This window comes from Eleftheria terrae, from assembly GCF_030419005.1.
In the GTDB taxonomy this organism is placed as follows: Bacteria; Pseudomonadota; Gammaproteobacteria; order Burkholderiales; family Burkholderiaceae_C; genus Caldimonas; species Caldimonas terrae.
The window spans coordinates 5,057,761-5,084,425 of sequence record NZ_CP106951.1; the positions used below are offsets into that span (position 1 = coordinate 5,057,761).

General features: G+C 70.1%; 22 protein-coding genes and 1 tRNA gene. 12 read left to right on the forward strand and 11 right to left on the reverse strand.

Annotated elements, in window-relative coordinates:
- Positions 1 to 56 precede the first annotated feature (56 nt).
- The 5 genes from N7L95_RS22725 to N7L95_RS22745 are packed head-to-tail and all read right to left on the reverse strand — an operon-like array spanning position 57 to position 6,271.
- Positions 57 to 395, reverse strand: a complete 339-nt coding sequence (locus N7L95_RS22725) for a rhodanese-like domain-containing protein (RefSeq protein ID WP_301257518.1) — start codon at positions 393 to 395, stop codon at positions 57 to 59.
- Between the two features lie 6 nt (positions 396 to 401).
- Positions 402 to 1,067, reverse strand: coding sequence for a protein-L-isoaspartate O-methyltransferase family protein (locus N7L95_RS22730; protein WP_301257519.1), 666 nt, complete (start codon positions 1,065 to 1,067; stop codon positions 402 to 404).
- A gap of 43 nt (positions 1,068 to 1,110) precedes the next feature.
- Positions 1,111 to 4,311, reverse strand: a complete 3,201-nt coding sequence (locus N7L95_RS22735) for an efflux RND transporter permease subunit (protein ID WP_301257520.1) — start codon at positions 4,309 to 4,311, stop codon at positions 1,111 to 1,113.
- A gap of 18 nt (positions 4,312 to 4,329) precedes the next feature.
- On the reverse strand, positions 4,330 to 5,538 hold the full coding sequence (locus N7L95_RS22740) for an efflux RND transporter periplasmic adaptor subunit (protein ID WP_301257521.1): 1,209 nt from the start codon (positions 5,536 to 5,538) through the stop codon (positions 4,330 to 4,332).
- A 43-nt stretch (positions 5,539 to 5,581) separates the two neighbouring features.
- Entirely contained in the window at positions 5,582 to 6,271 is a 690-nt protein-coding gene (locus tag N7L95_RS22745; RefSeq protein WP_301257522.1) for a TetR/AcrR family transcriptional regulator, read from the reverse strand.
- A 233-nt stretch (positions 6,272 to 6,504) separates the two neighbouring features.
- On the opposite strand from N7L95_RS22745, the gene N7L95_RS22750 reads away from it, so the two are divergent.
- From N7L95_RS22750 to N7L95_RS22770, 5 genes are all read left to right on the forward strand, one after another.
- Positions 6,505 to 7,842, forward strand: coding sequence for an efflux RND transporter periplasmic adaptor subunit (locus tag N7L95_RS22750; RefSeq protein WP_301257523.1), 1,338 nt, complete (start codon positions 6,505 to 6,507; stop codon positions 7,840 to 7,842).
- Between the two features lie 12 nt (positions 7,843 to 7,854).
- Positions 7,855 to 8,571 carry an ABC transporter ATP-binding protein gene (locus N7L95_RS22755; protein WP_301257524.1) on the forward strand — a complete coding sequence of 239 codons (717 nt, stop codon included), beginning with the start codon at positions 7,855 to 7,857 and terminating at the stop codon, positions 8,569 to 8,571.
- Complete coding sequence (locus tag N7L95_RS22760) at positions 8,568 to 9,800, forward strand: ABC transporter permease (protein ID WP_301257525.1); 1,233 nt, start codon at positions 8,568 to 8,570, stop codon at positions 9,798 to 9,800. Before N7L95_RS22755 ends, N7L95_RS22760 begins: the two co-directional genes overlap by 4 nt.
- The gene (locus N7L95_RS22765) at positions 9,793 to 10,416 is read left to right on the forward strand and encodes a YceB family lipoprotein (protein ID WP_301257526.1); all 624 of its coding nucleotides are present in this window, start codon (positions 9,793 to 9,795) and stop codon (positions 10,414 to 10,416) included. Before N7L95_RS22760 ends, N7L95_RS22765 begins: the two co-directional genes overlap by 8 nt.
- 85 nt (positions 10,417 to 10,501) lie before the next feature.
- Complete coding sequence (locus N7L95_RS22770) at positions 10,502 to 11,359, forward strand: undecaprenyl-diphosphate phosphatase (RefSeq protein WP_301257527.1); 858 nt, start codon at positions 10,502 to 10,504, stop codon at positions 11,357 to 11,359.
- A 69-nt stretch (positions 11,360 to 11,428) separates the two neighbouring features.
- On the opposite strand, the gene trmB is transcribed toward N7L95_RS22770, so the two are convergent.
- Entirely contained in the window at positions 11,429 to 12,169 is a 741-nt protein-coding gene (trmB, locus tag N7L95_RS22775; protein WP_301257528.1) for a tRNA (guanosine(46)-N7)-methyltransferase TrmB, read from the reverse strand.
- 24 nt (positions 12,170 to 12,193) lie between these two features.
- On the reverse strand, positions 12,194 to 14,158 hold the full coding sequence (locus N7L95_RS22780) for a 3'-5' exonuclease (RefSeq protein ID WP_301257529.1): 1,965 nt from the start codon (positions 14,156 to 14,158) through the stop codon (positions 12,194 to 12,196).
- A 141-nt stretch (positions 14,159 to 14,299) separates the two neighbouring features.
- Between N7L95_RS22780 and N7L95_RS22785 the strand changes: the two genes are divergently transcribed.
- Positions 14,300 to 14,373: transfer RNA gene (locus N7L95_RS22785), tRNA-Gly, on the forward strand.
- A gap of 331 nt (positions 14,374 to 14,704) precedes the next feature.
- On the opposite strand, the gene N7L95_RS22790 is transcribed toward N7L95_RS22785, so the two are convergent.
- A complete protein-coding gene (locus tag N7L95_RS22790) occupies positions 14,705 to 15,394 on the reverse strand; it encodes an O-methyltransferase (protein WP_301257530.1) in 690 nt (229 codons plus the stop codon).
- A gap of 143 nt (positions 15,395 to 15,537) precedes the next feature.
- Between N7L95_RS22790 and N7L95_RS22795 the strand changes: the two genes are divergently transcribed.
- Both N7L95_RS22795 and N7L95_RS22800 read left to right on the forward strand, forming a co-directional pair.
- Positions 15,538 to 16,350 carry a helix-turn-helix transcriptional regulator gene (locus N7L95_RS22795; protein WP_301257531.1) on the forward strand — a complete coding sequence of 271 codons (813 nt, stop codon included), beginning with the start codon at positions 15,538 to 15,540 and terminating at the stop codon, positions 16,348 to 16,350.
- A 140-nt stretch (positions 16,351 to 16,490) separates the two neighbouring features.
- Complete coding sequence (locus N7L95_RS22800) at positions 16,491 to 18,056, forward strand: phospholipase D-like domain-containing protein (RefSeq protein WP_301257532.1); 1,566 nt, start codon at positions 16,491 to 16,493, stop codon at positions 18,054 to 18,056.
- Between the two features lie 30 nt (positions 18,057 to 18,086).
- Here N7L95_RS22800 and N7L95_RS22805 read toward each other — a convergent pair whose 3' ends face one another.
- On the reverse strand, positions 18,087 to 18,881 hold the full coding sequence (locus N7L95_RS22805) for a Rossmann-fold NAD(P)-binding domain-containing protein (protein ID WP_301257533.1): 795 nt from the start codon (positions 18,879 to 18,881) through the stop codon (positions 18,087 to 18,089).
- A 122-nt stretch (positions 18,882 to 19,003) separates the two neighbouring features.
- Between N7L95_RS22805 and atpE the strand changes: the two genes are divergently transcribed.
- The 3 genes from atpE to N7L95_RS22820 all read left to right on the forward strand — a co-directional run bounded on the left by atpE (position 19,004) and on the right by N7L95_RS22820 (position 20,126).
- Positions 19,004 to 19,246: a F0F1 ATP synthase subunit C gene (atpE, locus tag N7L95_RS22810; protein ID WP_301257534.1), complete on the forward strand. Its 243-nt coding sequence runs from the start codon at positions 19,004 to 19,006 to the stop codon at positions 19,244 to 19,246.
- Between the two features lie 134 nt (positions 19,247 to 19,380).
- On the forward strand, positions 19,381 to 19,839 hold the full coding sequence (locus N7L95_RS22815; RefSeq protein ID WP_301257535.1) for a DUF2778 domain-containing protein: 459 nt from the start codon (positions 19,381 to 19,383) through the stop codon (positions 19,837 to 19,839).
- Positions 19,836 to 20,126, forward strand: coding sequence for a hypothetical protein (locus N7L95_RS22820; RefSeq protein ID WP_301257536.1), 291 nt, complete (start codon positions 19,836 to 19,838; stop codon positions 20,124 to 20,126). The genes N7L95_RS22815 and N7L95_RS22820 overlap by 4 nt, the downstream gene beginning before the upstream one ends.
- 33 nt (positions 20,127 to 20,159) lie before the next feature.
- On the opposite strand, the gene N7L95_RS22825 is transcribed toward N7L95_RS22820, so the two are convergent.
- Both N7L95_RS22825 and N7L95_RS22830 read right to left on the reverse strand, forming a co-directional pair.
- The gene (locus N7L95_RS22825; protein WP_301257537.1) at positions 20,160 to 21,719 is read right to left on the reverse strand and encodes a methyl-accepting chemotaxis protein; all 1,560 of its coding nucleotides are present in this window, start codon (positions 21,717 to 21,719) and stop codon (positions 20,160 to 20,162) included.
- Between the two features lie 467 nt (positions 21,720 to 22,186).
- Entirely contained in the window at positions 22,187 to 23,665 is a 1,479-nt protein-coding gene (locus N7L95_RS22830; protein WP_301257538.1) for an NAD-dependent succinate-semialdehyde dehydrogenase, read from the reverse strand.
- 291 nt (positions 23,666 to 23,956) lie between these two features.
- Between N7L95_RS22830 and alaS the strand changes: the two genes are divergently transcribed.
- Positions 23,957 to 26,596 carry an alanine--tRNA ligase gene (gene alaS, locus N7L95_RS22835; RefSeq protein WP_301257539.1) on the forward strand — a complete coding sequence of 880 codons (2,640 nt, stop codon included), beginning with the start codon at positions 23,957 to 23,959 and terminating at the stop codon, positions 26,594 to 26,596.
- The last annotated feature ends 69 nt before the right edge of the window (positions 26,597 to 26,665 follow it).

Sequence of the window (26,665 nt, forward strand, 5' to 3'; positions counted from 1 at the left end):
CTTCTGTTTGGAGTTCCGCTGGAAAGGCGAGGGGGAGAGAAAGGCGGGGCGACGCGCTAGTAGCGCGGCACGGCGGGATCGACCTGTTGCGACCAGGCGTCGATGCCGCCCTGCAGGTTGATCACGTCCTCATGGCCGTGCTGCTCCAGGTAGCGCGCCACCTGAAGGCTGCGCATGCCATGGTGGCAGACGCAGATGACCGTGCGCCCGGGCTCGATCTCGGCCAGGCGTGCGGGCAACTGCTGCATCGGGATGTGCAAGGTGTCCGCCTGTGGCAGCCGCAATGCCGCCAGCGAGAACTCCCACGGTTCACGCACATCCAGCAGCAGCGGCCGCTCGGCGGGTGCTGCGTTGGCGATCAGGTGCTGGACGTCGTGAACGGTGAGCTGTTGCATGGGGGTTCAGAAGCGGAACTTGGGCTGCTCTTCGAAGCCGAGCAGGCGAGGGGCCACGGTGTCGAACAGCACGGTGGTGCGCCAGGCGTTCTGGTCGACCCGGGTGACCAGCACGGCCTGCATGATGGGATCGTTGCCGACGATGGTGGCCAGGCGGCCGCCCACCTTCAGCTGGTCCAGCAACGATTGCGGCACGGTGGCCACCGAGCCGGAGGCCAGGATGACATCGAAGGGGCCTTCGGCCAGCGCGCCCTTGGAGCCATCGGCCTGGCGCACCTCGGCATTCATCACTGCGGCGCGCTTGAGGTTGTCGGCCGCGAAGCGGGCCAGCTCGGGATCGATTTCCAGGCTGAGCACGCGCTGCGCCTTGTGGGCCAGCAGGGCGGCCATGTAGCCCGAGCCGGCACCGATCTCCAGCACTTTCTCGTGCTTGCCGACGGCCAGCTCCTGCAGCAGCCGGGCCTCCACCTTGGGCTCCAGCATCGAGCGGCCTTGCGAGCCGTTGTCGACCAGGGGCACTTCCATGTCCATGAAGGCGAGGCCACGGTGCGCCGCGGGAACGAAGTCCTCGCGTTTGACGACCGCCAGCAGCGACAGCACGGACTGATCCAGCACCTGCCAGGTGCGGATCTGTTGTTCGATCATGTTGAAGCGGGCTTGTTCGATGTTCATGGGCCGTCCAGGCGGTGAGTAGGCGTTGCGGGAAAGTGGCATTTTATTTCGCCTCTCCCGCTGCGGCCGCCTGATGCGCCCCCGTTGGAGCGGCCAGCTTGCGTTTGAGCCAGCTCGACAGGTCGTCCAGGTAGCAGTAGATGACAGGCACCACCACCAGGGTCAGCAGCGAGGACGTCACCACGCCGCCGATGACCGCCTGGCCCATGGGGGCACGCTGCTCGGCGCCCTCGGACAGCGCGAAGGCCAGCGGCACCATGCCGAAGACCATCGCCAGCGTTGTCATCAGGATGGGCCGCAGCCGCACCCGGGCGGCCATCAGCAGCGCCGCCTCGCGGTCCAGGCGGCGGCCGTCCCCGGCTTCGCCGCTGTCACCGGTGCGCGCCCGGTTCGCGAAATCCACCAGCAGGATGGCGTTTTTCGTCACCAGGCCCATCAGCATCACGATGCCGATGATGGAGAACATGTTCAAGGTCGAGCCGAACACGAGCAGGATGAGCACCACGCCGATCAGCGTCAGCGGCAGCGAGGACATGAGCGCGATCGGCTGCAGGAAGCTCTTGAACTGCGACGCCAGGATCATGTAGATGAAGATCACCGCCAGGGCCAGCGCCGACACCGCATAGCCGAACGATTCCTGCATGTCCTTGGTGGCGCCGCCGAAGCGCCAGCGGTAGCCCGGTTGCAGCGCCGTCTGCTCCAGCACCTGCCGGATGTCGGCCGACACCTCGCCGAGCGAGCGGCCCGAGACGTTGGCGGTGATCTCGACCTCGCGGTTCAGGTCACGCCGGTTGATTTGCGTCGGCCCGAAGGACGGCCTCACTTCGGCCACCTGCGACAGCCGCACGATGCGGGTGCCGCCATCGGTTGCCGGCAGGCTCAGGCCCAGGCGCTGCAGGTCGGCCGCTGCATCGCGTGCATTCGGCGCCAGGCGCACCTTGACGTCATAGCTCTCGTCGTCCTCGGCCCGCCAGTTGCCGGTGGTCTGGCCGGCCACCAGCGCGCGCAGCGTGTCGGTCAGGCTGCCGACGCCCAGCCCCAGGTCGGAGGCCGCGTCGCGCTTCAGGCTCACTTCCACGGTGGGTTTGCTGGGCTTCATGGTGGTGTCCAGGTCCACCAGGCCGGCAATGGTGCGCAGCCGCGCGGTCAGCGTGTCGGCCAGGCGCTGCAGCTCGCGCAGGTCGCCGCCCTGCAGGGACACCGACAGCGGCTTGCCGCCGCCGACCGAGTCGAGCAGGCCCACATGGGTCACCGTGATGCCCGGCACCCGCGCCAGCCGCTCGCGCAGCAGCACCGACATGCGGTCCACGCCGAGCGAGCGCTGGTCGCGGTCGACCAGCCGCACCTGCAGCGTTGCATAGTTGCGGCCCTGCGCCTGGCCGGCGTTGAGGGTGGCCATCGTGTAGCGCACCTCGGGGAACTCGCGCACGATGGCGTCCACCTGGCGGGCCTTGGCTTCCGTCACCTCGATCGATGAGCCGCTCGGCGTGTAGAAGCTGATGCTGGTCTCCGAGAAATCGGCCTTGGGCACGAATTCGGTGCCGAGCACCGGCACCAGCCCGAAACTCAGCAGCAGGCTCAGCGCCGCAATCCCGAGGGTGGCCCGCTTGTGGCGCAGCGACCAGGCCAGGATGCGCTGGTAGGCCACCGACAGCCGGTCCGAGAATCGCTCCACCGCGCCGGTGAGGCGGCCCAGCGTGCGGTCGTAGCGGCTCGGCCGCCCGCCGCGCGCGCCTGGCCGGTGGTCGATGGCGGGGTCGTGCCAGACGCTGGACAGCATGGGGTCCAGGGTGAAACTGACGAACATCGAGATCAGCACCGCCGCCACGATGGTCACACCGAACTGATGGAAGAAGCGGCCGATGATGCCGCCCATGAAGCCGATCGGCAGGAAGACCGCCACGATGGACAGCGTGGTGGCCAGCACCGCCATGCCGATCTCCTGCGTGCCGTCGAGCGAGGCGCGGCGCGGGTCCTTGCCCATCTGCACATGACGCACGATGTTCTCGCGCACCACGATGGCATCGTCGATCAGCAGGCCCACGCACAGGCTCAGCGCCATCAGCGTCAGCATGTTGATGCTGAAGCCGAACCAGTACATGAAGAGGAAGGTGCCGATCAGCGCGATGGGCAGCGTCAACCCGGTGATGACGGTGGAGCGCCAGGAGTTGAGGAACAGGAAGACGATGGCGATGGTGAGCAGCGCGCCTTCCAGCAGGGTCTGGCGCACGTTCTTCACCGCCACCCGGATCGGCCGCGAGTTGTCGCTCACCACGTCCAGCGCCAGGCCGGGCGGCAGTTCGCGGCGCAGCTCGTCGAGCACGCGGTTCAGCCCGTCCACCACGTCGATGGTGTTCTCGCCCTGCGCCTTCTGCACCGACAGGGCCAGCGTGCGGCGGCCGTTGAAGAGCGCCAGGCTCTCGACTTCCTGCGGTCCGTCTACCACGTCGGCCACCTGCCACAGCCGCACCGGCACACTGCTGCCGCCGCTGCCTTTGCGGGCCACGATGATCTGGCCGAAGTCCTGCGGCCGGCGGATCCGGCCGTTCACCTGCACCACCCGCTCGCTGGCGCTCGAGCGCAGCGCGCCAGCCGGCAGGTCCTGGTTCTCGTTGCGGACCGCCTGCAGCACCTGGTCCACCCCGACGCCGAGGGCCTCCATGGCCTCGGGGCGCAGGTAGATGTTGATCTCGCGCTCGAGGCCGCCGACCAGCGTCACCGAGCCGACGCCACGCACGTTCTCCAGCCGCTTCTTGACGACCTGGTCGGCATAGCTGCTCAGCGCCACCGGCGACTGCGTGCCGTCCGGGGAGGTCAGCGCCAGCGTGTAGACGGCTCGCGAGGCGGGGTCGAAGCGCAGCACGCGCGGCTCTTCCACTTCGTCGTGCAGCAGGGGCCGGACGGCGGCCACCTTCTCGCGCACGTCCTCCGCGGCCTTGCGACCGTCCATGTCGAGATTGAACTGCACGATGACGACCGACTGGCCGTCGTAGGAGCGTGAGGTGAGCTGGTTGATGCCCGCGATGGTATTGACCGCTTCCTCGATCTTCTTGGTGACCTCGGACTCGACGATCTCCGGCGAGGCGCCGGGGTAGGCCACCTGCACCACCACCACGGGAAACTCGACGTCCGGGAACTGGTCCACCTTCAGCCGCTGCAGCGCGAACAGGCCGAGCACCACGAAGGCCAGCATCACCATGGTGGCCAGCACCGGGTTCTTGATGGAGACGCGGGTGAACCACATGGCGGATTGGCCCGGGCTTCAGCGGCTGGCGGCCGGCGTGGCGGGCAGCGTGGCGGGCAGCGTGGCGGGCAGCGTGGCGGGCAGCGTGGCGGGCAGCGTGGCGGGCAGCGTGGTGACGCGCGCCGGCGTGCCTTCGCGCACGGCGCCCAGGCTCGCGTGCAGCACCGCGTCGCCTTCGGCCAGGCCGCCGGTGACGGCAACCCAGCCGTCGGTACCGTCGGCTCCCCGGCCGCGCTCGCCGAGCACGACCGGCCGCTGCACGACGCGGCCGCCCTGCAGCACTAGCACGTAGGGAGAGGGCCGGTCCAGCCGCACGCTGGCCTCTGGCACCGCCAGGGCGGTGTGCTCGCCCAGCGCGACCCAACCGCTCGCGAACAAGCCGTGGCGCAGCGCCGGATGGGGCTGCACGCTCAGGTAGGCCGTCACCGCGCGGGTGCCGGCGGCCGTGCCCGGGTTGATGCGCACCACCCGCGCCGGCACCGCCTGCGCCAGGCCCTCCACCTGTAGCGAGGCCACGCTGCCGATGTGCAGCTGAGCCACGTCCTCCGGCGGCAGCGCCGCCTTCATCTCGATGCGGGAGAGGTCGACGATCTCGACCACCCGCGCATCCACGCCCACCCGCTCGCCAGCCTGCGCGAAGCGCTGCGACACCTGGCCCGGAATTGGCGATCGCAGCGCCGTGTCGTCGAGCGACTTGCGCGCGAGGTCGGCGCTGGCCTGCGCCGCCAGCAAGGTGGCACGGGCCGCCGCGGCATTGGAGACCGAGGTGTCGAGCGCATTGCGCGAGATGAAGCCCTGGTCCACCAGGGCCCGGTTGTTCTGCAGCGTGCGCTCGGCAATGTCCAGCTGGGCCTCGGCGGAGGCCGCTTGTTCGCGGGCCTGCTTCAGCCGCATGTCGTACTCGCTGGTGTCGAGCTGGCCGATGAGCTGGCCTGCCTGCACGGTGTCGCCCTCGCGCACATCGAGGCTGCGCAGCTCGCCGGCCACCTTGGCCTTGACGACCGCGGTGCGCACGGCCTCCAGGCTGCCCGACAGCGGCAGCCGGCGCACCAGCGCCTGGCGGCGCGCCACCACCAGGTCGGTCGGAGCGAGCTCGAGGGCGGCGGCCGCCGCACTCGACGGCCCGGGCGCCTGTGGCGCGCGCCGTGCAATCACTGCGCGGCCGATCACCGCGCCCAGCAGCAGCACCAGCACGGCGGGCAGCAGCCATTTCAGCGCTCGTTGCATGCGGACCCTCATTGTTTTCGTCTTGCTTTTGAGCGGTGCTGGCCTAGGGCGAGGAACCGGTCGAGGTCGCCGGGTCCGCCATCAGGCCGCGCAGCATCAGGCCGATGTGGTTGGCGATGAAGCGGCGCGGGTCCTGCGCGAGCGCTTCGGACGAGGGGCAGGCGCCGATGGAGTGCTTGTGCAGCGAGAGCATCAGCATCGGGAAGATGAAGGAATGGGCCGTGTCGAGCAACTCGATGGGACGGAACTCGCCACGATCGACACCGCGCTGCAGCAAGCCGGTGATGAGTTGCAGGCCCGGGTTGATCACTTCGGCTTCGTAGAACTGTGCCAGGTCAGGGAAGTTCCGCACCTCGGTGATGATCAGCTTGAAAATGCCGGAGGCCTGGGTCTCGCCGACCCGCTCCCACCAGGTGCGGGCCACCAGGTGCATCAGCTCGGCGGTGCTGCCCTCGAAACTGGCCACCATGTCGCCCCCCTGGGCGATGGTGAGCGACAGGTTGTGGCGGATCACCGCCTTCAGCAGTTCTTCCTTGCTGGGGAAATACAGATAGACCGTGCCCTTGGAAACGCCGGCGCGCGCAGCCACGTCATCGATCTTGGTGGCGGCGAAGCCCTTCTCGACGAACAAGTCGAGCGCTGCGTCCAGCAGTTCCTGCGGACGCGCCTCCTTGCGCCGGCGGCGTGAGGGCTCGGCATCGGCGGGCGGCGGGGCGGGCGGGCGAGGGGGCATCGAGGAACACTAATGACTGACCGGTCAGTAATGTATCGTGCCAGGGCTGGCACGGTCAAGCCGGGGGCGCGCCGGCCGGGCGGCGGCAGCCGTCGGCGCCGGCACGGCCATCCGCTGCCGCCTGGCCTGCAGTGTCGCCCAAGGGCGGCGGGCCTCGGCCGCAGGCAAGGTAAAGAAGCGTGAAGCCGGCCACGGCACGGTGGCCGGCGGCTGCAGCTTTCTAGAATCCGCCCATGAAGTTCAAGCAGAGGTGGGCCGTGGGCGGGGTGCTGTTGCTGGCGGCGCTGGCCGGCATTGCAGCCTGGAGGGCCGGGCAGGACGCACCGCTCAGCTACCGCACCGCGCTGGTGGAGCAGGGCAGCCTGCAGGCCAGTGTCTCGGCGGCCGGCACGGTGACGGCCGTCGCTCAGGTGCAGGTGGGCAGCCAGGTGTCGGGCCAGATCAACGAGGTGCTGGCCGACTTCAACTCGGAGGTGCGCAAGGGCCAGCTCATCGCCAGGCTCGACCCGCAGAGCTTCGAGTACCGGGTGCAGCAAGCCCAGGCGGACGTCGAAGCGGCGCGCGCCGCGGTGTTGACGGCCCAGGCCAATGCCTTGGCTTCCGAGGCGGCCCTGTCGCGCGCCCGGCTGGAAGCGGCACAGGCCGGGCGCGACCTGCAGCGCAGCCGTGAGCTGCTGGCGCGTGAATTCATCTCGCCCGCCGAGCTGGAGCGCAGCCGAGCCCAGGCCGAGACGCTGGCCGAGGCACAGCGCGGTGCGGAGGCGCAACGCAGCGTGGCACAGGCGCAGGTGCGCAATGCCGAGGCCACCGTGCGCCAGCGCGAGGCGCAACTGGCGCAGGCGAAGGTCGACCTGCAACGCACCCAGATCCGCTCGCCGGTGGACGGCATCGTCATCAAGCGCAGTATCGAGCTGGGCCAGACGGTGGCCGCCAGCCTGCAGTCGCCGGAGCTGTTCGTCATCGCCCGCAACCTGGAGGACATGCAGCTGGAGGTGCCGGTGGACGAGGCCGACATCGGCCGCGTGCAACCGGGCCAGTCCGCCAGCTTCACGGTGGATGCCTTCCCCGGCCTGAGCCACACCGGCCGGGTGAAGCAGGTGCGCAAGGCGGCCACCAGCACGCAGAACGTCGTGACCTATACGGTGGTGGTGGGCTTCAGCCAGCCCGGCAGCCGGCTGCTGCCCGGTATGACGGCCAATGTGCGCATCGTGACGGACGTGCGCGAGCAGGTGCTCAAGGTTCCCAACGCCGCCCTGCGGGTGCGACTGCCGGCCGCTGACGAGGCGGCCCGGGCGGCGTCCGCGCCGCGGCGCGAGCGCGGGGCCCGTGCACCGGGCGCCGGCCGCCATGGCGAAGCCGGAGGCGGCTCTGCCGGCCGGGTGCTCGTGCTGCCCAGGGGGGGCGGCGAGCCGCGCGCAGTGCCGGTGCGGCTGGGCATCAGCGACGGTGCCATGACCGAGGTGCTGGGCGGTGAGCTGAAGGCCGGCGATACGGTGGTCGTCGGCGTCCATGCACCGGCTGGCGGTGACGGCGGCCCGCGGGCGCCCGGCGGCCCGCGGCTGGGCTTCTGACGGAGCATCGGGATGGCGTTGATCGAGGCCCGTGCACTGACCAAGACCTACCGCATGAACGGCGATTCCGGCAGCGAGGTGCATGCGCTGCGCGGTGTGTCGCTGGACATCGAGGCCGGTGAGTTTGTCGCGGTGATGGGCGCCTCGGGCTCGGGCAAGAGCACGCTGATGAACATCCTCGGCTGCCTTGACCGGCCCAGCTCAGGCAGCTATCGCCTGGCCGGGGAGGCGGTGGAGTCGCTGTCGGGCGATGCGCTGGCGACCATCCGCAACCGGCGCATCGGCTTCGTCTTCCAGCAGTTCAACCTGCTGCCACGCACCTCGGCGCTGGAGAACGTGGAACTGCCGCTGGTCTATGCCGGCCTGGACCGCCACGAGCGCCGGGCCCGGGCACTCGACTGCCTGCAAAGGGTGGGGCTGAGTGCCCGCGCCGGGCACACGCCGGCCGAGCTGTCTGGCGGCCAGCAACAGCGGGTGGCGATTGCGCGCGCGCTGGTGAACCGGCCCCAGATGATCCTGGCCGACGAACCCACCGGCGCACTCGACAGCACCACCTCCGACGAGGTGATGCGGCTGCTGAGCGAGCTGCATGGGCAGGGCATCACCATCGTGCTGGTGACGCACGAGCAGGACGTGGCCGCCTGGGCCGGCCGCTGCCTGCTGTTCCGCGACGGGCACATCGTCGAGGACCGGCAGCAGCCGCCGCATCGAGCAAAGGCGCCGGCATGAACCTCGCCGCGGCATGGCGCTCGGCCTGGCGGGCGCTGCTGACCAACCTGATGCGCAGCCTGCTGACCATGCTCGGCATCATCATCGGGGTGGCGGCCGTCATCACGATGGTGGCGGTGGGCGGCGGCGCCCAGGCCCGGGTGGCGGAGCAGATTCGCGCGCTTGGCTCCAACGTCATCCTGCTGATGCCCGGTTCGCGCACCGCCTCCGGCGTGCGGCTGGGCAGCGGCGCCGGCAACACGCTGACCGAGGACGATGCGGCCGCCATCGCCCGCGAGGTGCCCGAGGTGCGCGCCACCGCGCCGCAGCAGCGCACTGGCGCGCAGGTGGTGGCCATGAACGCCAACTGGCCGACCCAGGTGCTGGGCACCACCACCGACTACTTCGAGGTGCGCGACTGGCCGCTGGCGTCCGGCCGGCTGTTCGAGCCGCAGGAGGCGAGCCGCTCGGCCAAGGTGGCGGTGATCGGGCAGACGGTGGCACGCGAGCTGTTCGGCGAGGCGGATCCCATCGACCAGATGATCCGCGTCAACCGGGTGCCGCTGACGGTGGTGGGCGTGCTGGCGCGCAAGGGCCAGAACGCATTCGGCCAGGACCAGGACGATGTGGTCGTGGTGCCGCTGGCGACCTTTCGCAACCGGCTGCAGGGCCGGTCGTCTAGCCGGCTGCGCAGTGTGGGCAGCGTGACGGTGCAGGTGCACGAGGGCATGAGCATGCAGGCGGCCGAGGACGGCATGCGCCAGCTGCTGCGCCAGCGCCACCGCCTGCAGCCGGGGCAGGACGACGACTTCACCGTGCGCAACCTCACCGAAGTGCTGGCAGCGCAGGAGGCGTCCACCCAGGTGATGACCTGGCTGCTGGCGGCGGTGGCCGGCGTCAGCCTGGTGGTGGGCGGCATCGGCATCATGAACATCATGCTGGTCAGCGTGACCGAGCGCACCCGGGAGATCGGCCTTCGCATGGCCGTGGGTGCCCGCTCGCGCGACATCCTCGGGCAGTTCCTGATCGAGGCGGTCACCTTGAGCGGCTTGGGCGGCGCCATCGGCATCGCGCTGGGGGCGGCGGCCTCGGCCGCGGTGGCCCACTTCGCCGGTTGGCAGGTGGTGCTCGGCTGGCAGGCCGTGGTGCTGGCGGCCGGCTTCTCGGCCGCCGTCGGCGTGTTCTTCGGGTTCTATCCGGCGCGGCGGGCCGCTGCGCTCTTGCCAATACAGGCTTTGCGACATGAGTGACACCCTGCATCCTCTCCATGGCACCCCCTCTCATCGCGCTGCAGACGGCCCACCGTCGCGGCGGCGCCGGCTGCTGGCCGGCGGGCTGGGGCTTGGCGCCACGCTGCTCGCTGCCGGCTGTGCCGGGTTGGGCGGCCCGCGCACCATCGAAGTGTCCGAGGCCCGCCTGCTGGAGGCCTTGAATCGCCAGTTTCCCTTCAATTCGCGGGTGCTCGGGGCGCTCGATCTGGTGGTGGTGCAGCCGCGGCTGAAGCTCTTGCCGGCCGAGAACCGCCTGGCCACCGAGTTCGATGTGAATGTCGACCCCTTGCTGGGCGGGCGGCCGATCGCCGGCACGCTGGGTCTGAGCTACGGGCTGCGCTTCGATGCGGCGGAGCACAGCGTGAAGCTCGAGCAGCCGCGGGTGGAGCGGCTGGACCTGGGCAGTGCAGGCGGCTGGCTGCAAGGCCGGGCGGGCCGCGTGGCGGCTGCGCTGGCCGAGAACCTGTTGAGCGAGCTCAGCGTCTACCAGCTGCCGCCCGATGATGTACAGCGCCTGCAGTCGCACGGCCTGCGGCCGGGCGCGATCCGCGTCACGCCGCACGGCCTGGCCATCTCGCTGGAGCCGGTGCGCTGAGGGCGCCGCCCGGTTGCGAAGCCACACAGCTTTGCCGGGCGGCCTGGGTATGATGCCCGGCGTTTCTCAGTCGGGGGTCATTGGTTTGGATATCGTGTTGTTGTTGAAGGCCGCAGTGATGGGCATCGTGGAAGGGCTCACCGAGTTCCTCCCCATCTCGTCCACGGGCCACCTGATCCTGACCTCTTCGCTGCTCGGCCTGGTGGGCGACAAGGTGAAGGTGTTCGAGATCGCGATCCAGACCGGTGCCATGTTCGCCGTGATGTGGGAGTACCGCGAACGCCTGCTGCGCACGGTGGCCGGCATCACCCACGACCCGGTCGCCCAGCGCTTTGCGCTCAATGTGGTGATCGCGTTCGTTCCGGCGGTGGTGATGGGCCTGGCCCTCGGCTCGATCATCAAGGCGCGGCTGTTCAACCCGCTCTTTGTTGCCTCGGCCTTCATCATCGGCGGCCTGATCATCCTGTGGGTGGAGCGGCGGCACCGCCACAGCTTCGGCGACCGCGACCTGGAGGGCCGGCGCCGCGCCCGCGTCGAGACGGTCGACGACATGACGCCGCTGGACGCGCTGAAGGTCGGGCTGGTTCAATGTGCGGCGCTGCTGCCAGGCACCAGCCGCTCGGGGGCGACCATCATCGGCTCGATGATCTTCGGCTTCTCGCGCAAGGCGGCCACCGAGTTCAGCTTCTTCCTCGGCATCCCGACGCTGATCGGGGCTGGCGTCTACTCGCTGTACAAGCAGCGCGATCTGCTGAGCGTGGCCGACCTGCCGATGTTCGGCGTCGGCCTGGTGTTCGCCTTCTTCAGCGCGCTGCTGTGCATCCGCTGGCTGATCCGCTACGTATCCACCCACGACTTCACCGTCTTCGCCTGGTATCGCCTGGTGTTTGGCGGACTGGTGCTGCTGACCGCCTACACCGGCTGGGTGGAGTGGCACGTCTGAGCCGTGCCCCCGGGGCCTGGGCAGGGGGGGCTCCTGCCGTGCGCGCCGCCCGGGCGGGCGGCCGCCATCTCAGCGTTTGCGGAACACCAGGTCCCACACCCCGTGGCCGAGCCGCAGGCCGCGGTTCTCGAACTTGGTGAGCGGGCGGTAGGCCGGCTTCGGTGCATAGCCGTCGGCCGTGTTCTCCAGGCCTTCGGCTTCCGACAGCACCTGCAACATCTGCTGCGCATAGGGCTCCCAGTCGGTTGCGCAATGCAGGTAGCCGCCGGGCGCCAGCCGCGACACCAGCTGTGCGACGAAGGGCGCCTGGATCAGCCGCCGCTTGTGGTGGCGCAGCTTGTGCCACGGGTCGGGGAAGAAGATGTGCACGCCGGCCAGTGAATCGGGCGCGATCATGTGTTCCAGCACCTGCACCGCGTCGTGGCGGATGATGCGCAGGTTCTCCAGCTGCTGTTCGCCAATGCGCTTGAGCAGCGCGCCGACGCCCGGCTCGTGCACTTCGCAGCCGATGAAGTTCTCGTCCGGCCGCAGTGCCGCGATGTGGGCGGTCGCGTCACCCATGCCGAAGCCGATCTCGAACACGGTCGGCGCATGGCGGCCGAAGGCCGCGTCCACGTCGAGCACGGTCTCCTGGTAAGGCAGGACGTAGCGGGGGCCGAGCTCGGCCAGCGCGCGGGCCTGGCCTTCGGTGGTGCGGCCGGCCCGCATCACGTAGCTGCGGATCGAACGCGGATGGGCGACCTCGGCGGGAGGCTGGTTGGCCGGCGGCTCGTCGGCCGGCGGCAGGGACGGGGGAGCATCGTGTGACATGCCGGGATTGTGCCCCGGCCCGCGTCACTGCAGCCGGGCGAGCAGCGGGCTCGGGTGCTCCGCGTGGGCCAGCAGCGTGAGCTGCTTGCGGGCCCGGGTGATGCCGACATAGAACAGGTTGGCCTCGTCTTCGGCCGGCTCGTGCGGGTCGGGGAACACCTTGCGCTCCAGCCACGGGATGAGCACATGGTCGAACTCCAGCCCCTTGGCCGATTCGATGGTGCCGAGCACCAGGCTGTCGGAGTCCTTCAGGGCCTGCTGTCGCAACTCGGCCGCATTCAGGAAGGCGAAGAAGTCGCCGACGTCGCGGTGACCCAGGGCCAGGCGCTCCAGTGCGTCGATGTTGCCCAGCGCTTCCTCGCGCCGGCGCGTCTCGACCAGGCGGCTCGCGGCGAGCGCCCGCAGGTCGAGCGCGGCGAGGAAGCGCGGCAGCAGTTCCGGGCCGCCCTGGCTGCGAGCCACCTCCAGCGCGGCCGCCAGGCGCCGGCGCACCCGTGGCGTGACGTTGTTCATCACCTGGTTCTCGAAGAACTGCATCAGCACGCGCGGGCTTTCGATGGCGAACTGCACGGCCTCCTGCACCAGGCGCCGCTGCGGCACCTCGGGGCGCTCGGCATCGATGATCTCGACCTCGCAGAAGAAGACGAAGGCCTCGACGATGCGCTTGCGCGTGTCGGCGCTCTCCACGCTCGAGAAGTTGTCGGCCGCCACCGCCAGCAGGCCACGCACGAGCAGCACCTCGGGCCGCAGCAGGTAGCTGTCGAAGCCGCGTGTGACATAGGGCAGGCCGGCTGCCAGCAAGCGGTTCTCCAGTTCGATGGACTGGTGGTCATGCCGCAGCAGCACGGCCCATTCCGACATGCGCCGGCCGCGGTGCAGCGTCTTCCAGCGATGCGCCTCCTCGAGGAGCTGGTCCACGCAGGAGGGCGCGCCCGGGCCGTAGTGGCGCACCGCCACCGGGGTGTCATGCTCGCAGTTGGAGGCATACGGCTTGCGGGCCAGGCGGCCGGCCCTCAGTGCCAGCTGGCGGCCGAAGCGGTAGCTGGCCGTCAGCGGCAGGCGGTGGATGCGGCGGCGGGTGCGCACCGACAGCTCGTCCTGCATGAAGCGGGTTTCGGCACCGGTGATCTGGTGGATCACCTGGTCATGGTCGCCGGCGCCGCAGAAGAAGCAGCCGGGGTGGTTCAGCAGCACGGCCTCCAGCACCGTGAACATGGCGCGGTTCAGGTCGTGCATTTCGTCGACCACCAGCACCTTGAGCCCGGCCGGCCAGGCCCGCAGGCCCTGCAGGGTTTCGCCCGCCAGGATGAGGCGCGCCAGGTCATAGGTGGCGTCGAAAGGGCCCCGAAAGGCCGGCCGGTCGGGATGGCCGCCCCGGCGCACCTGGTTCTCGTACTGCCGGAAGACCTGCAGCTGCAGATAGTCGCGCCCGAGCTCGGCAGCCCGGTCGGGGCTCAGGCCGTCTTCGGAGCTGTCGAGCTCCAGCTGCAGCGTGCCCTTGAGGTGCAGCATTTCGGCCAGGAACGCCTCGATGGCGGAGTTGTCGCCGGCGGTGGGGAACTGCAGTTCGTCGCGGTGCTTCTCGTGCGGGTTGCCTTCGACGCGCAGCACCGCCTCCCAGACATGCGGTTTCAGTTCCTCGGCGGCGAGCAGCTGCGGCACCTCGCCGCCCTCGATGACCCGCAGCACGGCGGCCGAGAAGCGCTCGAAGGTCTCGATGCGCAGCCGGCTGACCACCGGGTGCGGCACGCCCACCTTGCGCAGCGCCGCCTTCAGCGCAGCCACCGCCGGTTCGGTGAAGGTGAGGGCCAGGATCTGGTCGGGTGTCACGCCACGCTGCCACGACTCGGCGATGCGCAGCGCGAGCGTGGTGGTCTTGGCCGCACCGGCGTTGGCCTCGACCACGAGGGTGTTGGCGGTGGCGGTCTGGATCGCCACCTGTTCGTCGGTCGGAACGATGGTTTTCGGGATGAAGCGGGCCGGGGTCAAGGGGGTTCCTACGATACGGGGACGCGAGCGTGCGCAGCCGGGATTGTGGGCGATGCGGCCGCGGTGCGCCGGTGCAGCGGCGGCCGTCGACGCTGCGTTGCTTGAACCGGTGCCAGTTCGCGGTACACTACGCGGCCACACGCGGGTGTAGTTCAATGGTAGAACGGCAGCTTCCCAAGCTTCATACGAGGGTTCGATTCCCTTCACCCGCTCCAGCTAAAGCGTTGATTGCCAACGCTTTTTTTGTTTCCGAGCGCTTCCTGTGGTGGTTCTGCCGGGGAGTTGGCCCCGTGACGCTTCACCGGCGTTGCTGGCCGGCTCCAGGTGTGCCGGCGATGGCGGCCTGATGGGGCGCCTGGGTCGGCAGCCATTGCCCGGCCAGGTCGGCGGCGTGCGCAAGGTGCGCCGGATGTGCGAGGGCAGGTGCTGCCCGGCCCCGGCCCTGCCGTCTCCCTGAGCCTGCGACACGGCTCACCCGCTGAAGCGTCGATCGATAATGCCTTGGCCATTGCTGGCCGCCGCCGGCAGCTGGCTCGCCAGCGGCCTTCACAGCTTCACCACCACCTCGTGCCCATGCTGCATCCCCAGGGCCGCGGTGGCCAGCGCGCACGACACATAGCCGCGCTGCGGGTCGCGCACATGCTGCAGGTAGCCCTGGGCACCCGCCATGTCGCTGTTGTCGCTGGCGAGCACGCTGCCAGGCACGAGCCGGTCTTCGAGGCCCTGGAGCACCGCCAGGTAGGACGACTTGAGGCCATCCAGCAGCACCAGGTCCACCTGCCGCGGCAGGTCGCAGGCCAAGGTCTCCCGGGCGTCGCCCACCCGCAGCTCGATGAGGTCGGCCAGGCCGGCGGCAGCGAAGTGCTCGCGGGCGCGCTCGGCCTTGAAGGGCTGCAGCTCGCCGGTGATGAGCCGGCCGCCGCCGTTGTCGCGCAAGGCGGCGGCGAGGAAGAGGGTGGAGATGCCGAAGGACGTGCCGTACTCCACCACCATGCGGGCCCGTGTGGCACGCACCAGCACATAGAGCAGCTTGCCGAACTCGGGCGTGACGGGCATGTAGGCCGCGCTCATCGCCTCGTAGAAGCCGGCCTGTTCTTCATGCGTGATGCCGCGCGCCGCGGCCGCCCGGCGCAGCACCGGGTCGGTGTTCAGGGTGTCGTCATACAGCCGGTCCAGGACCTGCCGAACTCGCGGGGAAGTGAGGGTGCCGCACGAGGCGGAGAGCTGAGGGTTCATGGGAATGCTCCTGTGAGAAACGAGGCGGCATGTTGGCGCCTCCTCCCCGACGCGGCTTGTACGCAAGCGCCACTCGCACGGCGACTGTCGCTGCGAGAATGGCGCACCCGGGCGCCTCAGCCGCTGGGAGGACACCGACACCGATGCCACAGAAGACCAGCTACCACCTGCTGGCGGCCGCATTGCAAGGGCCGCCGCCCGATCCCCTGCAGCGCTTCGCGCGCGCCGTGCAACAGGTGGTGGACGGCTTCATCAGCCACGAGGCCTACCTGCAGGTCGCCTCCCGGGCCGCCCGCCAGCGCTGGTCGCCGGCACGGCTGGAGCAACAGGCCGCCTCGGCGATCGAGGCGGATGCACATCCCCTCGCCGACCTCCTGCTTGGCGCCACCGACGCGGCCTCGTTTGCCTGCCGTTGGAACGGCTTCAACCAGATGGCGCCGCTGGGTGCCGCGCGTTCCCTGGCGCTGGCACCGGCCGTGCACCTGCAGTCGGCGCACGGCCGGGAAGAAGCCGCCAGCGAGCTGCGTGCTCAGCTGGCGGCCGCCTGCGTGGCCAGGCTGCTGCCGCCGGGTGGCGGCGGTCAGCCACGCCGCCAGGACCAGGCGCATCGCCTGGCCGAGCACATGCGCCGGCTCGGCGTCCGGTGTGCCGCGCTGCAGGACAGTGTGGACAGCCTCTATGCCCAACCCTCGGCCCGGCTGGCCGAGTGCGCCCGGGCGGTGGGGGCCAGCCCCCGCACGCTGCAGCGCAGCTTCACCCGCGCCGGCGTCAGCTTCGAGGCCTTGCGGCAGGCCGTGCGCCTGACCCTTGCCGGCCACGCGATGCGGACCGGGTGCGAATCGCTCACCGGAGTCGCCCAGCTGGCCGGCTTTTTCGACTCCGCTCACTTCGTGCGGGCCTGGAAGCGGGCCTGCGGCATCACGCCTTCGCAATACCGGCGGCTCGCGCAGTCGTGAATGGTCGCCCGGCGTCCGCGTTGACGGGGCCCTGGCCGCCGTCAACCCTCGTCCTACAGCCGGCCCGGGCAAGTTGCGCTACAACCGCATCCATGCAAATCACCCTGGCAGCGCGCTTCTCGGCTTTACGGCGGACGTGCATGCCCGCCTCGGTGTCCGGGCAGTGGGCCCGCTGGCTGGCCGGGCAGTGGGCCCGCTGGCTGGCCGGGCTGCTGGTCGTGGTGCTGTCCGGCTGCGCCGGGCTGCCGGACCGCGGCTCCCCGCCACTCACCCAGGCGCTGGGCGACACGGCCGGTACCCGGCTGGGCGACCTGGTCGCGTCGAACGCGCCGCACCCCCGGCTGTCCGGCTTTCGGCTGCTGGTGTCCGGCGAAGATGCGCTCGGCGCGCTGATCGACTTGGCCGACCATGCACAGAAGACGCTGGACCTGCAGTACTACCTGATCCACAACGACGAATCGACGCGCAACATCCTGGCGCATGTGCAGGCGGCGGCCGACCGGGGTGTGCGTGTGCGCTTCCTGCTCGACGACATCCACACCGTCGGCGAAGACCAGAACCTGCTGCGCTTCTCGCAGCACCCGAACATCGAGGTGCGCCTCTTCAATCCTTTCCCGAGCGGGCGGCTGTCGCTGCTGACGCGGGTGGCCGGCTCGCTGACCGACATCGGCCGCATCAACCACCGGATGCACAGCAAGATGTTCGTGGCGGACAACTCGATGGCGGTGACTGGCGGCCGCAACCTGGGCGACGCCTATTTCGTACGCAGCCCGACCAGCAATTTCCTCGACCTCGACGTGGTGGCGGCCGGTCCGGTGGTGCACGAGCTGTCGAAGGCGTTCGACGCCTTCTGGAACAGCGCGCTGGCCTATCCGGTGGAGACACTCGCCAGCGCCCAGGCGCCGGCCGCCTCGACGACACCGCCGCTGGTCGGCAGCGTGGCGTCCCCTTCGCCGCGCCGCACAACGGTGCTGGCGCGCGAGATCGCCGACGGCCGCCTGCGCCTGGCCTGGGTGCCGGCCACCGTGCTGGCCGACCGGCCGTCCAAGATCGTCAGTGAAGGCGACCCGGATCTCGAGCAGACCATTGCCGACGATGTGACGGCCTTGATGGCCGGTGCCCAGCGCGAGCTGCTGGTGATCTCGCCCTACTACGTGCCGGGCCCGCGCGGCCTCGCGTTGACGCAGGCGCTGCGGGAGCGCGGGGTGCGCGTGCGGGTGCTCACCAACTCGCTGGCGGCCACCGATGCGCCGGTGGTGCACATCGGCTACGCCCGCTATCGCGAGGCGCTGCTGCGCGCCGGCGTCGAGCTGCACGAACTGCAGCCCAAGCTGCGCGTGCCGCCACGGCGTCGCCTGGGGCCGTACGGCTCCTCGCGCGCCAGCCTGCACGTGAAGGCCATGGTCATCGACCGGCGCACCGTGCTGGTGGGCTCGATGAACATGGACCCCCGCTCGGCCCGGCTCAACAGCGAGATCGGTATGGTGCTGCGCAGCCCCGCGCTGGCCGAACAGCTGGTGCGGCTCTACGAGGACGTCATCCTGCACAGCAGCTTCCGCTTGTCCTTGACGCCCGAGAACCGGCTGCAGTGGACCAAGGAGGCGCCGGAGGACCCGGAAGTGCACCATGGCGAGCCGGAGGCAAGCGCCTGGCTGCGCACCCTGTTGCTGCTCCTGACCCCCTTTGCGCCGGAAGAGATGCTGTAGCGGGCCACCGCCCTCGATGGCTGGCCCGTTTCAGTAGCGCGGCCGGCGCAGTGTCGGCAAGGGCGGCAGCGGCTGGCCCTGCAGCCAGGCCTGCGCCACCGCCGTGCTGTCCGGGTGCTGTGCGGCCTGCCACACCACCTCGGGCGGCACCACCCGCGTGCCGGCGCTCGCCTGCGGCAAGGCGCGGGCCAGCTGCACGACGAAGGCGGCCACCTTGGGGCCACGCACCGGCTGCTCTTGCTGGGGCAGCATCAGGTGCAGCTGCCGCAACATCCAGTGCGCCAGGCCCTGCAGCCGCGGGCCGTGTTGCGGGGCGGCCGCCTGCGCCGAGCGCACGAACACCGCCTGCTCGAAGCCGAGCGCCGCCACGGCATGCTCGTCGAGCGAGGCCAGCCCCTGGCGCAGTGCCTGCGGCAGCCCGGCCGGCGCGTGTGGCAGCACCACCAGCAGCCGCTGCACGCCGGCCTGCCGCAGCGCCTCGGCCAGCGCCGGGAGGTCGGCCGGCTGGGGCCGCAGGAAGGCGCCGTCTCGCCCGTTCGCGTGGCGCTCGCGGTCGAACACGATGAAGGCGGTGTCCGCCGGGGCGGAGGTGGCAGCGGCCAGCTGCGCAAGCGTGAGCGATTCGAAGCCGCGCACCGCGGCAGCGACCGGCGAAGTGACCAGCACCTGCACGCGGGCGAAGGCCCCCGAGGCCAGTGCCTGCTCCAGCACCGCCGAGCCCAGGCTGCCGGCGGCACCCGCGACGAGTGCGACGCGCTGGGCCGGGTGGGCGGGGCGGCGGGCCGGGCCGTGGCCGGCGCGCAGGGCGGGAAGCAGCAGGTTCATGGCTGCAGTATGCCGGCCGGCTTGCGGTGCGGCCATGACGTCGCAGGTCATCGCTTTCGGCGCGGGAGGCGGCGACCATGCGGCCACGGCATCCCGCCGTGACGCAAGAAGGAGCACCCATCATGAACACCCCTGACCTGCTGCCGCTGGCGGTGTGCCTGTTGATCGGCATGGCCGCCCTCGGCTCTTGCATCGGCGTGGCGATGTCGGCAATGAAGCTGCTCGAGTCCTCGGCCCGCCAGCCGGAGCTGATGGACCAGCTGCAGAGCCGGTTCTTCCTGGCGGCCGGCCTCACCGACGGCGCCTTCATCATCGCCACCGGCATCGGCATGTGGTTCGCGGTGGCCAACCCTTTCAAGGGCTGAAGGCGGGCGTGGGCACCTTATCCTAGGTGTTGCCGGCAGCGCCCGGCGCGGCCACGCTGCGCAGCGCAGCGTGGCCGCATGCGGCGGCGTGGCTGCCTCACGCCCGAGAAACCAACCACATACAGGGGGGCCGCATGTTCGAATGCAGTTTTGAACTCAACAACCAGCCGATGAGCGCCTTCAAGATCGGCGCCATGTCCTTTCCGGCCTTCTCGGGCCTGGGCAGCAGCGCCAACCAGCGGGCGCTGGTGTGCAACAAGGGCACCGGCGCGATTCCGCCTGGCACCTACTACATCTTCGACCGCGAGACCGGCGGCACCCTGGGCGCCATCCGCAACCTGTTCAGCGACCGGCGCGAGTGGTTCGCCCTGTACGCCGCCGACGGCAAGATCGACGACGAGACCTTCTGCAACGAGGTCGCCCGCGGCAACTTCCGCCTGCACCCGAAGGGCCCGCTGGGACGCAGCGAGGGCTGCATCACCCTCAACGAACTGACCCACTTCCAGCAGCTGCGTGCCATCCTGCGCAGCGTGGCGCCCGAGGCGGTGCCCGGCACGCAGCTGAAGGCCTACGGGCGCGTGGTCGTCAAATGAGGCGGTCGCTCTCGCGCGCGTTGCTCGGCCTGTGGCTGCTGGCGGCCACGGTGGCGCTGGTGCGCTTCTGGTACGCACGGCCGGAGGCCTTCCCGGCACTGCTGCGCCAGGGCGGCAACGCCTTGATCGACGCGGTGGCGCCGGCCGGCGCCGAAGCGGCGGCCGACCTGGAGCTGCTGTACCTGGTGCTGCTGGCCTTCGCCGCGGTGGCTTTGGTCACCGGCCTCGGGCTGGCCGTCTGGAAGCGCTTCAAAGGCGATCGGCCCGCGCCCCGCCCGGGCCGCTGAGGCAGCCGGCCCGGCCGTGGCCGGGCACGCGCGTCAGGCGGCCGCGCCGGCCTCGGTGCGAAACACGCCGACCGCCTCGGCCAGGCGTCGCGCCTGATCCTGCATCGAGCTGGCGGCGGCGGCCGACTGCTCGACCAGCGCCGCATTCTGCTGCGTCATCTGGTCCAGCCCGGAGACCGCCACGTTGACCTGGCCGATGCCGTCCCGCTGTTCCTGAGCGGCGGCCGTGATCTCGGCCATCATGTCGGCCATCCGGCTCACCGAGGTGACGATTTCGTTCATGCTGGCGCCCGCGTCCTGCACCAGCTGGGTGCCGCTCTCGACCCGCTCCACCGAAGCGCCGATCAGGCTCTTGATCTCGCGCGAGGCCTGCGACGAACGCTGCGCCAGGTTGCGCACCTCGCCCGCCACCACCGCGAAGCCGCGACCCTGCTCACCGGCGCGGGCGGCTTCCACCGCCGCGTTGAGGGCCAGGATGTTGGTCTGGAAGGCAATGCCGTCGATGACACCGATGATGTCGGCAATCTTGCGCGAGGCTTCCTCGATGCCCTGCATGTTGCCGACCACCTGGGCCACCACCTCGCCGCCACGGCGGGCCGCCTGCGCGGCTGCACCGGCCAGCTGGTTGGCCTGGCGCGCGGCGTCGGCCGACTGCGTCACGGTGTGGGTCAGCTGCTCCATGCTGGAGGCCGTCTGCTGCAGGTTGGAGGCAGCCTGCTCCGTGCGGGCCGAGAGGTCGTGATTGCCGCTGGCGATTTCCGCCGACGCGGTGCTCACCGACTCCACCCCGGAGCGCACGTCGCCCACCAGCGTGCGCAGCTGGCCGGTCATGCGCACCAGCGTGCCGGTGAGGTGGGCGAGTTCGTCGTTGCCGCGGGCTTCCTCGGTCTGCGTCAAGTCGCCACGGGTGACCGCCTCGGCCAGCGTCACCGCGCGGTGCAGCGGCCGGGTGATGGCTCGGGTGATCTGCCAGCATTGCAGGCAGGCCATGGCGATGGCGGCGACCAGCGCCGCGATGATCATGTTGCGGCCTTCGGCATACATGGCATCGCCCTTGGCGGCGTCCAGGCGGCTGTGCTCGTCGTTGTACTTGGCCAGCGCCAGCAGGGCGTCCCGCAGCGCGTTGAAGCGTTCGCCACCGGTACTGGTGGCCAGCGCGGCGGCCTCTGCCGTCTGGCCGGCAGCGACCAGCGCGCGCACCTTGTTGCTGGTCTCGACATAGTCGCGCAAGCGGGCCTGCGCGGCGTCGTACAAGGCCCGTTCGGCGGGGTCGTTGATCGCGCCCTCATAGGCGCTGCGATAGCCCTCGTACTCCTTCAACGTCTCGTCCAGGCCGCGCAACGCGGCGGGGTGCTGGTCGGCCCCCAGCGCCAGCAGGCGGAACTCGCGCTGGCGGTAGCGGGTGGCGGATTCGGCCATCATCAGGCCGTCGCGCACGCCGGTGAGCCGAACGTCGGCCACCAGGCCGGCCTGTTCGTTGACTCTGCTGAGCTGTGAGATGGAGAAGGCCGTGATCAATACGTTGACCAGCAGCACGCAGGCAAAACCAAAGGCGATCTTGCCGGCCACCGAGAGACGTTGCAGGAAGTTCATCAGCTGACTCGTGGATAAGGGCCGCGCGGCGCCGACGGCACGGACGTCGTCGGCGCCGGGCACTTGGGGTGCAGGAAGGCGAGCACGCTCGCCGGCCTTGAGCGATATGCACCCAATATCGGAGTCGCTCCCTGCGACTTGACAGCCAGGGGGCGTGGCGGTGCAACGGCCGCCAACATTCGCACGCACGACTCGGCCGGTGGGACGGCCGGGGGCGGAATAGGCACGTTGCCTTAGGGCGGTGGCCTAAGGCAACGCCCTAAGGCCTGTGGCTCGGGACAGTGGCTCAAGGGCAGTGGCCCTCGGTGGTGAACTGACACGGTGGGCCGAGGCGGCGGCCCAGGAGGAAGGGCGGCCGGTCCGCGCGGTACGGCCTGCGCCCGCGCCGCGGCGCGGGCGCAGGCCGGAGGCGCCCGACGTTCCCCACAGGCGGCGCCACTGCGCTTCGCGCAGCAGCGGCGGCCGGGCTACTTGTTCAGGTCGCCCAGGCAGAGGTACTTCACTTCGACATAGTCCTCCATGCCGTGGCGCGAGCCCTCACGCCCAAGGCCGGACTGCTTGACGCCGCCGAACGGCACCTCCGCCACCGCGATGAGGCCGGTATTGACGCCCACCATGCCGTACTCGAGTGCCTCGCCCACGCGGAAGATGCGTCCGATGTCGCGGCTGTAGAAGTAGCTTGCCAGGCCGTACTCGGTCGCGTTGGCCAGCGCCACGGCTTCCTGCTCGGTGCGGAAGCGGAACACCGGCGCCACCGGGCCGAAGGTTTCCTCTCGTGCGCACAGCATGTCGGAGGTCACTTCGGACAACACGGTCGGCTCGAAGAATCGGCCTTCCAGCCGCTTGCCGCCGGTCAGCACCTTGGCCCCCTTGGCGACCGCGTCGGCCACATGCTGCTCGACCTTGGCGACCGCGCTGTCCTCGATCAGCGGGCCCTGCGTCACGCCCTCGTCGAAGCCGTTGCCCACCTTCAGCGAGCGCGCCCGGGCGGCCAGCTTCTCGACGAAGCGGTCGTAGATGCCGTCCTGTGCATAGATGCGGTTGGCGCACACGCAGGTCTGGCCGGCATTGCGGTACTTGCTCTGGATGGCACCCTCGACCGCGCTGTCCAGGTCGGCATCGTCAAAGACGATGAAGGGCGCGTTGCCGCCCAGCTCCAGCGAGAGCTTCTTGATGGTCGGCGCACACTGCTGCATCAGGATGCGGCCGACCTCGGTGGAGCCGGTGAAGGACAGGTGCCGCACGGTGTCGCTTGCGCACAGCACGTTGCCGATCTCGATGGAGCGCCGGCTGTCGGCGGTCAGCACGTTCAGCACGCCGGCCGGCATGCCGGCCCGCTGCGCCAGCTCCGCCGTGGCCAGTGCCGACAGCGGCGTCTGCTCGGCCGGCTTGATGACCACCGGGCAGCCCGCGGCCAGCGCCGGCGCCACCTTGCGGGTGATCATGGCGATCGGGAAATTCCACGGCGTGATGGCCGCGCAGACGCCGATGGGCTGCTTGATGACCAGGTAGCGCTTGGCCGGGTCGGTGGTGGGAATCGTCTCGCCATAGACCCGCTTGCCTTCCTCGGCGAACCACTCGATGAAGCTGGCCGCATAGGCCACCTCGCCGCGCGCCTCGGCCAGCGGCTTGCCTTGCTCGGCCGTCATGATGCGGGCCAGGTCGTCGGCATGTTGCTGCAGCAGCTGGAACCACTTCATCAGCACCGCGGCGCGCGCCTTGGCCGTCATGGCACGCCAGCCGGCCCAGGCCCGCTCGGCGGCGGCGATGGCCCGCTCGGCATCGGCGGCGCCGAGGTTCGGAACATCGGCCAGACGGCGGCCGGTGGCCGGATCATGCACATCGAAACGAGCGTCGCTGCCGACCCAGGCGCCGTCGATCAGCGCCTCCGTCTTCAGCAGGCCGGCATCCTTCAAGCTCGCGAGGGGGGAGGAAGTCATGTCCATGGTGTGCGGTTCGTCCTTGAATGGCGGGCGCGCAACGCGCGAGAGGCAGAAGGGCATCATAAGACGACGGTCGGCGTCCTGCAGGGACCGCGCCGGCCTGACCTTGGCCGGGGCAAGGGCCCGCTGGGCGCCTGCGCGGCCGCCCGGCGCCTGTGGTTTTGCCGCGGCGGCGCCGGCGGCCCCGGCCCGTCTTCGCAGGCCCCCCGCCTATAATCGAAAGCTTCGCCAGATCAAGCATCTACGCGCCATGGCAGCCCGTCGCGGGCTGCGGCGCCAGCCAGAAAGACCCGGATGAAAGCCGCCGAGATCCGCTCCAAGTTCCTGAAGTTCTTCGAGTCGAAGGGCCACCAGATCGTGGCCTCCAGCCCGGTGGTGCCGGGCGACGACCCGACGCTGCTGTTCACCAACGCCGGGATGAACCAGTTCAAGGACGTCTTCCTCGGCTTCGACAAGCGGCCCTACAGCCGCGCCACCACCGCGCAGAAGTGCATCCGCGCCGGCGGCAAGCACAACGACCTCGAGAACGTGGGCTACACCGCGCGCCACCACACCTTCTTCGAGATGCTGGGCAACTTCAGCTTCGGCGACTACTTCAAGCAGGACGCCATCCGCTATGCCTGGGAGCTGCTGACCAAGCACTTCATGCTGCCCGAGGAAAAGCTCTGGGTCACCGTCTATGCCGAGGACGACGAGGCCTACGACATCTGGCACAAGGAAGTCGGCGTGCCGGCCGAGCGCATCGTGCGCATCGGCGACAACAAGGGTGGCCGCTACCAGTCCGACAACTTCTGGATGATGGGCGACACTGGTCCCTGCGGCCCCTGCACCGAGATCTTCTACGACCACGGCCCCGAGATCCCCGGCGGCCCCCCGGGCTCGCCCGAGGAGGACGGCGACCGCTACATCGAGATCTGGAACAACGTCTTCATGCAGTTCAACCGTGACGAAGCGGGCGTCATGCACAAGCTGCCGCGCCCGAGCGTCGACACCGGCATGGGCCTGGAGCGCGTGGCCGCGGTGCTGCAGGGCGTGCACGCGAACTACGAGATCGACCTGTTCGTGAACCTGCTGGCCGCCGCCAGCCAGGCGGTGGCCGGCGCGGGCGCCAGTGGCTATGAAGCCGACTCGCCGTCGCTGAAGGTCATTGCCGACCACATCCGCGCCTGTTCCTTCATCGTGGCCGACGGCGTCATCCCCGAGAAGGACGGCCGCGGCTACGTGCTGCGCCGCATCTGCCGCCGCGCCATCCGCCACGGCTACAAGCTGGGCGCGCGCACTCCCTTCTTCCACAAGCTGGTGCCGGCGCTCGTCAAGGAGATGGGCGAGGCCTATCCCGAGCTGCGCCAGCACGAGGCCCGCATCGTCGAGGTGCTGAAGCAGGAAGAGGAACGCTTCTTCCAGACCATCGCCAACGGCATGGAGATCCTCGACGCCGCGCTGGCCGAGCTGTCGCGCCAGGGCAAGGCCGAGCTCGATGGCGAGACCGCGTTCAAGCTGCACGACACCTACGGCTTCCCGCTCGACCTGACCGCCGACGTCTGCCGCGAGCGCGGCATGACGGTGGACGGCGCCGGCTTTGACCTGGCAATGCGCCGGCAGCGGGAGGCGGGCCGCTCGGCCGGCAAGTTCAAGGCCGCCCAGGGCCTCGAGTACAGCGGCCAGGCCACCACCTTCCACGGCTACGAAGCCCTGCTGCGCGAGACTGCCACCGTCACCGCGGTGTATGTCGACGGCACCCAGGTGGAGTCGGCCGGCGCTGGCGACGACGCGGTGGTGGTGCTCGACCACACGCCGTTCTATGCCGAGTCGGGTGGCCAGGTGGGCGACGTCGGCGAGCTGCGCAACAACAGCAGCCGCTTCCTCGTCGAGGACACGCTGAAGATCCAGGCCGACGTCTACGGGCACCACGGCCGCGTGGTGGAAGGCCGCATCAAGGCCGGCGACGTGATCAGCGCGCGGGTCGATGCCGAGCAGCGCGCCCGCACCGTGCGCAACCACAGCGCCACCCACCTGATGCACAAGGCCCTGCGCGAGGTGCTGGGCAGCCATGTGCAGCAGAAGGGCTCGCTGGTGAACGCGGAGCGCACCCGCTTCGACTTCGCCCACAACGCGCCGCTGACCGACGAGCAGATCCGCCGCGTCGAGGCCATCGTCAATGCCGAAATCCTGGCCAACCACCCGACCGGCGCGCGCGTGATGCCGATCGACGAAGCCCAGAAGCTGGGCGCCATGATGCTGTTCGGCGAGAAGTACGGCGACACCGTGCGGGTGCTCGACATCGGCAGCAGCCGCGAGCTGTGCGGTGGCACCCATGTGGCGCGCACCGGTGACATCGGCCTCTTCAAGATCGTGGCCGAAAGCGGCGTGGCCGCCGGCGTGCGGCGCGTCGAGGCGGTCACCGGCGAAAACGCGCTGACCTACCTGCAGACCCTCGAGTCCACCGTGAACCAGGTGGCCGGCACGCTGAAGTCCACCCCGTCGGACGTCACGCAGCGCATCGCTCAGGTACTGGAGCAGGTGCGCAGCCTGGAGAAGGAAGTGGCGGCGCTCAAGGGCAAGCTGGCGTCGTCGCAGGGCGACGAGCTGCTGTCCCGCGCGGTCGATGTGAAGGGCCTGAAGGTGCTGGCCGCCACGCTGCAGGGGGCCGATGCGAAGACCCTGCGCGACACGATGGACAAGCTCAAGGACAAGCTGAAGTCGGCTGCCATCGTGCTGGCCGCGGTGGACGGTGGCAAGGTGCAGCTGGCTGCCGGCGTCACGAGCGACAGCACCGGCAAGGTCAAGGCCGGCGAGCTGGTGAACTTCGTGGCCCAGCAGGTCGGCGGCAAGGGCGGCGGCAAGCCGGACCTGGCCATGGCCGGCGGCACCGACCCGACGCAGCTCGACGCTGCGCTGGCCTCGGTGCAGGCCTGGGTGGCCGAGCGCCTGTAAAGCGCGCCGGCATGTCTTGCAACGCCCGCTCCGGCTGCGCCGTGGCGGGCGTTGTTCATCGGGCGGCGC

Excerpts from the sequence above, each read along its gene's own strand:
- N7L95_RS22725 (WP_301257518.1), bottom strand. The coding sequence starts at position 395 with ATGCAACAGCTCACCGTTCACGACGTCCAGCACCTGATCGCCAACGCA.
- N7L95_RS22740 (WP_301257521.1), bottom strand. The coding sequence starts at position 5,538 with ATGCAACGAGCGCTGAAATGGCTGCTGCCCGCCGTGCTGGTGCTGCTG.
- N7L95_RS22760 (WP_301257525.1), top strand. The coding sequence starts at position 8,568 with ATGAACCTCGCCGCGGCATGGCGCTCGGCCTGGCGGGCGCTGCTGACC.
- N7L95_RS22825 (WP_301257537.1), bottom strand. The coding sequence starts at position 21,719 with ATGAACTTCCTGCAACGTCTCTCGGTGGCCGGCAAGATCGCCTTTGGT.
- N7L95_RS22730 (WP_301257519.1), bottom strand. The coding sequence starts at position 1,067 with ATGAACATCGAACAAGCCCGCTTCAACATGATCGAACAACAGATCCGC.
- N7L95_RS22750 (WP_301257523.1), top strand. The coding sequence starts at position 6,505 with ATGAAGTTCAAGCAGAGGTGGGCCGTGGGCGGGGTGCTGTTGCTGGCG.
- atpE (WP_301257534.1), top strand. The coding sequence starts at position 19,004 with ATGAACACCCCTGACCTGCTGCCGCTGGCGGTGTGCCTGTTGATCGGC.
- N7L95_RS22820 (WP_301257536.1), top strand. The coding sequence starts at position 19,836 with ATGAGGCGGTCGCTCTCGCGCGCGTTGCTCGGCCTGTGGCTGCTGGCG.
- N7L95_RS22830 (WP_301257538.1), bottom strand. The coding sequence starts at position 23,665 with ATGGACATGACTTCCTCCCCCCTCGCGAGCTTGAAGGATGCCGGCCTG.
- N7L95_RS22790 (WP_301257530.1), bottom strand. The coding sequence starts at position 15,394 with ATGAACCCTCAGCTCTCCGCCTCGTGCGGCACCCTCACTTCCCCGCGA.
- N7L95_RS22745 (WP_301257522.1), bottom strand. The coding sequence starts at position 6,271 with ATGCCCCCTCGCCCGCCCGCCCCGCCGCCCGCCGATGCCGAGCCCTCA.
- N7L95_RS22735 (WP_301257520.1), bottom strand. The coding sequence starts at position 4,311 with ATGTGGTTCACCCGCGTCTCCATCAAGAACCCGGTGCTGGCCACCATG.
- N7L95_RS22755 (WP_301257524.1), top strand. The coding sequence starts at position 7,855 with ATGGCGTTGATCGAGGCCCGTGCACTGACCAAGACCTACCGCATGAAC.
- N7L95_RS22815 (WP_301257535.1), top strand. The coding sequence starts at position 19,381 with ATGTTCGAATGCAGTTTTGAACTCAACAACCAGCCGATGAGCGCCTTC.
- N7L95_RS22765 (WP_301257526.1), top strand. The coding sequence starts at position 9,793 with ATGAGTGACACCCTGCATCCTCTCCATGGCACCCCCTCTCATCGCGCT.
- alaS (WP_301257539.1), top strand. The coding sequence starts at position 23,957 with ATGAAAGCCGCCGAGATCCGCTCCAAGTTCCTGAAGTTCTTCGAGTCG.
- N7L95_RS22795 (WP_301257531.1), top strand. The coding sequence starts at position 15,538 with ATGCCACAGAAGACCAGCTACCACCTGCTGGCGGCCGCATTGCAAGGG.
- N7L95_RS22800 (WP_301257532.1), top strand. The coding sequence starts at position 16,491 with ATGCCCGCCTCGGTGTCCGGGCAGTGGGCCCGCTGGCTGGCCGGGCAG.
- N7L95_RS22805 (WP_301257533.1), bottom strand. The coding sequence starts at position 18,881 with ATGAACCTGCTGCTTCCCGCCCTGCGCGCCGGCCACGGCCCGGCCCGC.
- trmB (WP_301257528.1), bottom strand. The coding sequence starts at position 12,169 with ATGTCACACGATGCTCCCCCGTCCCTGCCGCCGGCCGACGAGCCGCCG.